This is a genomic window from Streptomyces sp. NPDC048383, from assembly GCF_040651775.1.
Taxonomy (GTDB): Bacteria; Actinomycetota; Actinomycetes; order Streptomycetales; family Streptomycetaceae; genus Streptomyces.
Genome location: NZ_JBEZKS010000080.1, coordinates 21484 through 28943, shown reverse-complemented (window position 1 = coordinate 28943; position 7460 = coordinate 21484). Strand labels below are relative to the sequence as shown.

4 protein-coding genes and 1 tRNA gene are annotated in these 7460 nt (G+C 74.6%); 2 read left to right on the top strand and 3 right to left on the bottom strand.

What is annotated here, in order from left to right; translation table 11 throughout:
• Nucleotides 1–1756: GTPase-associated protein 1-related protein (locus AB0D46_RS35220; protein ID WP_362883711.1), on the bottom strand; the 1756-nt coding region annotated here is incomplete at its 3' end.
• Between the two features lie 456 nt (nucleotides 1757–2212).
• Here AB0D46_RS35220 and AB0D46_RS35215 point away from each other — a divergent pair.
• Together AB0D46_RS35215 and AB0D46_RS35210 are read left to right on the top strand one after the other, a co-directional pair.
• A complete protein-coding gene (locus AB0D46_RS35215) occupies nucleotides 2213–4276 on the top strand; it encodes a phosphocholine-specific phospholipase C (RefSeq protein ID WP_362883710.1) in 2064 nt (687 codons plus the stop codon).
• A 230-nt stretch (nucleotides 4277–4506) separates the two neighbouring features.
• The gene (locus tag AB0D46_RS35210; protein ID WP_362883708.1) at nucleotides 4507–5262 is read left to right on the top strand and encodes an alpha/beta hydrolase; all 756 of its coding nucleotides are present in this window, start codon (nucleotides 4507–4509) and stop codon (nucleotides 5260–5262) included.
• A gap of 81 nt (nucleotides 5263–5343) precedes the next feature.
• On the opposite strand, the gene AB0D46_RS35205 is transcribed toward AB0D46_RS35210, so the two are convergent.
• Both AB0D46_RS35205 and treZ read right to left on the bottom strand, forming a co-directional pair.
• Nucleotides 5344–5416, bottom strand: a tRNA-His gene (locus AB0D46_RS35205).
• Nucleotides 5417–5625: 209 nt separating this feature from the next.
• Nucleotides 5626–7377: a malto-oligosyltrehalose trehalohydrolase gene (gene treZ, locus AB0D46_RS35200; protein ID WP_362883706.1), complete on the bottom strand. Its 1752-nt coding sequence runs from the start codon at nucleotides 7375–7377 to the stop codon at nucleotides 5626–5628.
• Nucleotides 7378–7460: the final 83 nt, after the last annotated feature.

The following is a 7460-nucleotide window of genomic DNA, read 5'->3' as shown; positions in this document are numbered from 1 at the left end:
CCCTCTCCGCCGGCGATCCCCCGGCCGGGGGCCCGGTGGCCGCCAGGGCGAGCAGGTCCCAGGTACCGGCGTCGCGGTGCACGGGCGCGCCCGTCGTCGCCAGCACCAGGCGGGCCTCCTCCGCCGGGATCGGCTCCCCGCCCCACACCAGCCGCATCCCGGTGCGCAGCACCAGCGGCTCGGCGTACAGGGAGACGCCGCACTCCTTCAGGAGGGCGTCCAGCGCGACGACCCGGTCGGCCCGCGCCCACGCCGGCTCCGCGGCCCGCGCGCACATCCGCAGGTGCGGTACCGCCTCCGCCGCGCCCAGCCGCAGCCCGGTCTGCTCGAACAGGCGGACCCCGGCCGGGGGATCGCCGGCGGAGAGGGCGTCCAACCGGTCGAGTACGAGGATCCGCAGGGCCGGCGATTCGGCCAGCCCGTCCCGTACGTCCCGCCCGTACGCCCGCTCCGGATCGGCCAGCAGCGCGAGCGCCAGCCGCCGCGCCACCTCCGGCAACGGTGCGGCGGAACCCAGCCCGAGGGCGAGGGCGAGCCGCGTGAGCCGGTCCGCGCCCGGCTGCGGGTCGTCGGCGCCCGACCCCGGGCCGGGCGGGAGCGGCACGTCGTCGCGTACGTCGCCCCGTGTGGGCTCGGGCTGGGGCCCGGCGGTCGGCGCCGGTGCCGCCCGGCCGGGCCCGGCGCCCCGGAGGTCGGAAGCCGCCGCGTCCCGCGCCGGCGGCATCCGTCGGGGGCCGGCCGGCCGGGACGGGGCCTCGGGGCGTACGCCGTCCAGCGCGTCCCCGTGCTCGGCGGTCCACTCGGCCGCCTCCGCGTGGGCCACCGGGTCCAGCGGGAGCCCGGCGGCCAGGGCGAGCGCGGCCAGCGGGCCCGCGTCGTAGGGATCGCCGGGCAGTCGGCGCACCTCCGCGAACAGGCGGGGCCGACCCGCCAGCCAGACCAGCGCCGCGGTCCGGGCCCACGGGCCGGCGGACGCGCCGGTGTCGGCCGGCGTGACGGGCTCGTGGGCGGGGTCGAGGATCCGGTGGCGGTGATCGCGCCCGGGGAGCGGGGCGAGTTCCGCCTCGTCGCCGGGGCGTACGCCGATCAGCTGCTGCGGGGCGTGGCCGGGCCGCCGCGTGTAGGTGGTGAAGGTGAGCCACTGCCCGCGCCGGTGCGGCAGCACGCTGCACGCCAGCATCACCCAGCGCGCCACGTCCTGGCTGTCCCGCTCCACGAGCACGATCCGCGGGGCCTCGGGATCCTTGCCGAGCCTTCGTACGTCGGCGAAGAACCCCGGGAGCCACGCGCCCCGCGCCGCGACGAACGCGGCCAGCGCGGCCGCGTCGTGCCGCCCCGGGGCGGGCACCGTGGCGAGCGGCGCCGGCGGCCCGCCCGTCGGGGTCCACGAGGCCCACTGCGGGGAGCCCCAGGCCGTGATCGGCAGGGCGCCCTGGACCGCCCCGGAACCGGCGGCCCCGGGCAGGTGCACGGCGTGCGCGTGGAAGGCCGGGCCCGGCCCGCCGCCGGTGGCCACCGACCGCGCCAACAGCCGGCTCCCGTCCGAGAGGATGCTCAGGCTCAGCGCCACCGGGAGCGCGGCCAGTTGTTCCTCCGTCGGGTACGGCGGGGTGTCGGCGGGCGCCTCGTACCCGATCAGCGGCCCTGCCTCGCGCAGCAGCGCGGCGGGCACGCCCGGGGTGACCGCGGTGAAGCGCGGGCCGGAGCCCTCCGCGCCGGCCGGCGCCGAGGCGTAGTGGAGCTGCGCGAGGTTCATGCGTCCTCCTCCGACCGCGCGGCGGCCCCGCCGGGCATCCGCGCCGGCCCGTACCGAGGCGCGGCCGCCCACCGGGCCGCGCGCGCCCGCCCGTACCGCGACGCGCCGTCCCGTCCCGGCCGGGGACGCACCCCGAACTCCCTTGTCGCACAGGGCTGGTGTCCCACCCGGGGCGCCCCGTACCGTTCCACCATCGCGGCGGTCGGGCGGTCGGTGGGTGTGCCGGAGCGGCCCCGGGCGTGCCCGCACTCGGTCCCCGCCATACGTCTGCGCCCCCCGTGCAGTGTGTGAAGGTCATTCCAGCAGATGCGGGAGCCGGGCGGGAGCCGTTTCGCGGGGCTTTCCGTTCGTCCGCTGTACGGCCCGACGTCAGACGGGGATCTCCGCCCGGTACCCCGGGGCGGCTGTCCTTGGGGCGCCCCTCGACTCCCCCCTCACCCTCGGAGGTCGTCACCCATGGCCGAAATCAACCGCCGCAGGTTCCTCCGGATCGCCGGCGGGACCGCCGCCCTCACGATGCTGAACGAGAGCATCGCGCGCGCCGCCGCGATCCCGGCGGCGCAGGGCGGCACCGGGACGATCCAGGACGTCGAGCACGTCGTCGTCCTCATGCAGGAGAACCGGTCCTTCGACCACTACTTCGGGGCCATGAAGGGCGTCCGCGGCTTCGGGGACCCGCGCCCCGTGGTCCAGGACAACGGGAAGTCGGTCTTCCACCAGTCGAACGGGACCAAGGACGTCCTGCCCTTCCACCCACAGATCGAGGACCTCGGGATGCAGTTCCTGGAGGGGCTGAACCACGACTGGGCCGGCGGCCACCAGGCCTACAACAACGGCAAGTACGACAAGTGGGTCCCGGCGAAGACGGCCACGACCATGTCGTACATGACCCGGAACGACATCCCGTTCCACTACGCCCTCGCCGACGCGTTCACCGTCTGCGACGCCTACCACTGCTCGTTCATCGGCGCGACCGACCCGAACCGCTACTACCTGTGGACGGGACACACGGGCAACGACGGCACCGGCGGCGGCCCGGTCCTCGGCAACCAGGAGCTGGGCTACGGCTGGAAGACCTACCCGGAGCGGCTGGAATCGGCCGGAGTGTCCTGGAAGGTGTACCAGGACATCGGCGACGGCCTGAACGCGGCGGGCCACTGGGGCTGGATCAACGACGCCTTCCGCGGCAACTACGGCGACAACTCGCTGCTGTACTTCAACTCCTACCGCGACGCCCGGCCGGGCAGCCCCCTGTACGAGAAGGCCCGTACGGGCACGAACGCGGCCGCCGGCGAGGGTTACTTCGACCGGCTGCGCGCCGACGTCGTGGGCGGCAGCCTGCCCCAGGTCTCCTGGATCGCGGCGCCCGAGGCGTTCAGCGAGCACTCCAACTGGCCGACGAACTTCGGCGCCTGGTACATCTCGCAGGTGCTGGACGCGCTGACCGCGAACCCGGCGGTCTGGGCGAAGACCGCCCTGTTCATCACCTACGACGAGAACGACGGCTTCTTCGACCACGTCGTCCCGCCGTACCCGCCGACCTCTTCGGCGTGGGGCCTGTCCACGGCCGACGTCGCCCGCGACCTGTACGCGGGCGGTGGCGGCTACGCGGCCGGCCCGTACGGGCTCGGCCCGCGCGTCCCGATGATCGTGGTCTCGCCGTGGAGCAAGGGCGGCTACGTCTGCTCCGAGACCTTCGACCACACCTCGGTGATCCGTTTCATGGAGCAGCGGTTCGGCGTGCGGGAACCGAACATCTCGCCGTGGCGCCGCGCCGTCTGCGGTGACCTGACCTCGGCGTTCGACTTCACCCGGGCGGACGCCGCACCCGCCGCGCTGCCCTCCACGGCGGGCTACGTACCGCCGGACAGGGACCGTCACCCCTCCTACCACCCGACGCCGCCCGCGACCGGCGCGCTGCCCAAGCAGGAGGCGGGCGGGAAGCCGACCCGCGCCCTGGGCTACAGCCCGTACGCGGACGGCAGGGCCACCGTCTCCACCGGCAAGTTCACGCTGACCTTCTCCTCCGGGCCGTCGCTCGGCGCCCACTTCCACACCACTTCGGGCAACCGCACCGACGGCCCTTGGCCCTACACGGTGGAGGCGGGCAAGACGCTGTCCGACACCTGGAGCACCAGCGCGTCCACCGGCAACCGGATCGACCTCAGCGTCTGGGGCCCGAACGGTTTCCTGCGCACCTGGCAGGGCCCGGCGAAGAAGGCCGGCCCCGAGGTGACGGCCCGCCACGTGGCCGCGACCGGCAACCTGGCCCTGACCCTGACGAACGGGGGCACGACCGCGGTGAACCTCACGGTGACCAACGCCTACGGGGGCGCCGCCCAGACCTTCAAGGTCAACGCGGGGGCGAGCGTCTCCCACACGGTGGACCTGCGCGCCACGGGCCGCTGGTACGACGTGAAGGTGGTCTCGGATGCCGACGCGACGTTCCTGCGCCGGTTCGCCGGCCACGTGGAGACGGGCGCCGCCGGCGTATCCGACCCGGCGATCAGGACCGTCTGACCGACGGGACCGGGGGCTCCGCGGCCGGGTCGCGGAGCCCCCGGTCCGGCTCGGCGCGGGTGGGAGCCGGAGCCGCCGAGGGCGCCGGGGAGCGGGGCGAGCGGCCCGGTCCGGCTCGGCGCGGGTGGGAGCCGGGGCGGGGCGGGACGGCCCCGGCGCGCGGTGTGACGGCGGGCCGGATGGGCAGAGGTACCGCGTCGCTTTCTTCGCCCGTCACCGAGGGGGAACGCATGGCCATCGCCCATCGCAGGATCGGCACCGGACCCGTCCGCGTCATCGTGCTGCACGACTGGTTCGGGACCTCCGAGAACTGGGGCTCCGTCCTGGACCACCTGGACCCGGAGGAGTTCTCGTACGCCTTCCTCGACTACCGCGGCTACGGCGAGCGGCGGGACATCCCCGGCCGCTACAACCTTCCCGAGATCGCCGACGACGTCCTGGAACTGGCCGACCAGCTGGGCTGGAACACGTTCTCCCTGCTCGGGCACTCCATGGGCGCCAAGGCCGCGCAGCAGGTGCTCGTCCGGGCTCCCGAGCGGATCGAGAAGCTGATCGGCGTGGCCCCCGTACCGGCCGGTCCGTACGCCATGGACGACCGCACCCACGCCCTCTTCTTCGGCGCCGCCGAGGACCCGGACAAGCGCCGCGCCATCCTCGACCTGGTCACCGGCCACCGGACGAGCCGGCGCTGGCTGGAGGGGATGGTCGCGCACTCGCTCGCGATCTCGCGCCCCGAGGCGTTCGCCGGGTACCTCGCGAGCTGGCAGCCGCTCGACCTGTCCGCGGCCGTCAAGGGCAGCACGGTGCCGGTGCTGGTCCTGGTGGGGGAGTACGACCCGGCGCTCACGGCCGACGTGATGCGCGCCACGTGGCGGGCCTGGTACTCCAACTGCCGCGTCGTCACGGTCCCGGGCTCCGGCCACTACCCGCCGCACGAGACCCCGGTGGCCTTCGCGACCGACGTCGAGGCCTTCCTCCGCGGCTAGGCCGGCCCTCCTCGATCTTGCCGGGAGCATGAAAAATCCCGTGGGGCACGAGGAAACCTCGTGCCCCACGGGATCGAAAAGGGTGAGTGACGGGACTTGAACCCGCGGCCACCTGGACCACAACCAGGTGCTCTACCAACTGAGCTACACCCACCACGAAGGGCGGCGGAACCACCCGTTCGATGTGCAAGCACAGCATAGCCGATCAGAGGGGTGGTTCCGCGACCCGTTATCCGGCGGACCGCCGCTGGTCGGAAGGCGTGGGCCCACTGGGGGTAGCCCTGTGATCACGCAATGTGAGGCGGGCGTGGCACCCGCGACGGCACGTCGGTGTCGGCACGCCCGGCCGCCGGGTCCGGCCGGTCAGGGGCCCAGGACCAGCGCCGACTCGCCCGGTACGTGGATCCGGCCGTCCGGCCCCGGGTGCTCGGCGGGCTCCCAGGAGGCGAGGACCCGTACCCCGTTGCGCCCCAGCGCGATCGTCACCGGCTCCGGGGAGAGGTTCACCGCGACCCGGATCTCGCCCCGGCGGAACGTCAGCCAGCGGCGCTCCTCGTCGTGCGCGACGCGGACCGCCGCGAGGTCCGGATCGCGCAGGTCGGGCTGGGTGCGGCGCAACGAGACCAGGGTCCGGTACCAGGCCAGCAGCCGGGCGGGCGCGTCCCGTTCGGGCTCCGCCCAGTCCAGGCAGGAGCGGTCCCGGGTCGCCGGGTCCTGCGGGTCCGGGATCTCCTCCGCCTTCCAGCCGTGCGCCGCGAACTCCCGGCGCCGCCCGGTCCGTACCGCCTCCGCGAGCTCGGGGTCGGGGTGGTCGGTGAAGTACTGCCAGGGCGTGCCGGCCCCCCACTCCTCGCCCATGAACAGCATCGGTACGAACGGCCCGGTCAACGCCACCGTCGCCGCGCAGGCCAGCAGGCCGGGGGAGAGGGAGGCCGAGAGCCGGTCGCCCAGCGCGCGGTTGCCGATCTGGTCGTGGGTCTGGCTGTAGCCGACGAAGCGGTGCGCGGGGGTGCGCCGCCGGTCCACCGGGTGGCCGTGGGTCCGGCCGCGGAAGGAGGACCAGGTCCCGTCGTGGAAGAAGGCCCGGGTCAGGGTCTTGGCGAGGGCGCCGAGCGGGGCCTCCGCGAAATCGGCGTAGTAGCCCTGGGACTCGCCGGTCAGCGTGCAGTGCAGGGCGTGGTGGAAGTCGTCGTTCCACTGCCCGTGCAGGCCCAGTCCGCCCTGGGCGCGGGCGGCCGTGGTGCGCGGGTCGCACCGGTCGGACTCGGCGATCAGGAACAGCGGACGGGCCGTCTCCGCCCCCAGTTCGTCGACGGCCGCGCCGAGTTCCTCCAGGAACGTCAGCGCCCGCCCGTCGACCAGCGCGTGCACCGCGTCCAGTCGGAGTCCGTCGATCCGGTAGTCCCGCAGCCAGGCCAGCGCGCTGCCCAGGAGGTACGCCCGGACCTCGTCGGAGCCCGGTGCGTCCAGGTTGACCGCTGAGCCCCACGGGGTCTGGTGGGTGTCGGTGAAGTACGGCCCGAAGGCGGGGAGGTGGTTGCCGGAGGGACCCAGGTGGTTGTGGACCACGTCCAGCACGACGCCCAGCCCCGCCGCGTGCGCGGCGTCGACGAACCGGGCCAGCCCGGCCGGCCCGCCGTACGGTTCGTGCACGGACCAGGGCGCCACCCCGTCGTAGCCCCAGCCGTGCCGGCCGGGGAAGGAGCAGACCGGCATCAGCTCGACGTGCGTCACCCCGAGGGCCGTCAGGTGTCCCAGCCGGGTGGCGGCCGCGTCGAAGGTGCCCTCGGGGGTGAAGGTCCCGACGTGCAGCTCGTACAGGACCGCGTCCTGGAGCGGGGTGCGGGGCGCCGGGCCGCGCGGGGTGAGCCGCTCGAAGTCCACGACCGCGGACAGGCCGTCGGGCCCGTCCGGCAGTCTGCGTCCGCGCGGGTCGGGGCGGACCACGGGATCGTCCCCCAGCAGGAACCCGTACCGGTCGCCGTCGGCGGCCGGGGCGTCCAGGGTCCACCAGCCGGCGCGGCCGGGATCCCGATCCGGTGTCATCTCGTAGGCGGTGTCGTTCAGTCGCATGGCGACCCGACCTGTCAGCGGTGCCCATACCTCGAACTGCACGGACGGTCCCCTCGTCTCCGGCGGTGTCCAGCATGCGTATCGTGCCCATCATTCCGGGCCTTCCGGAGGACTTCTGGACACTC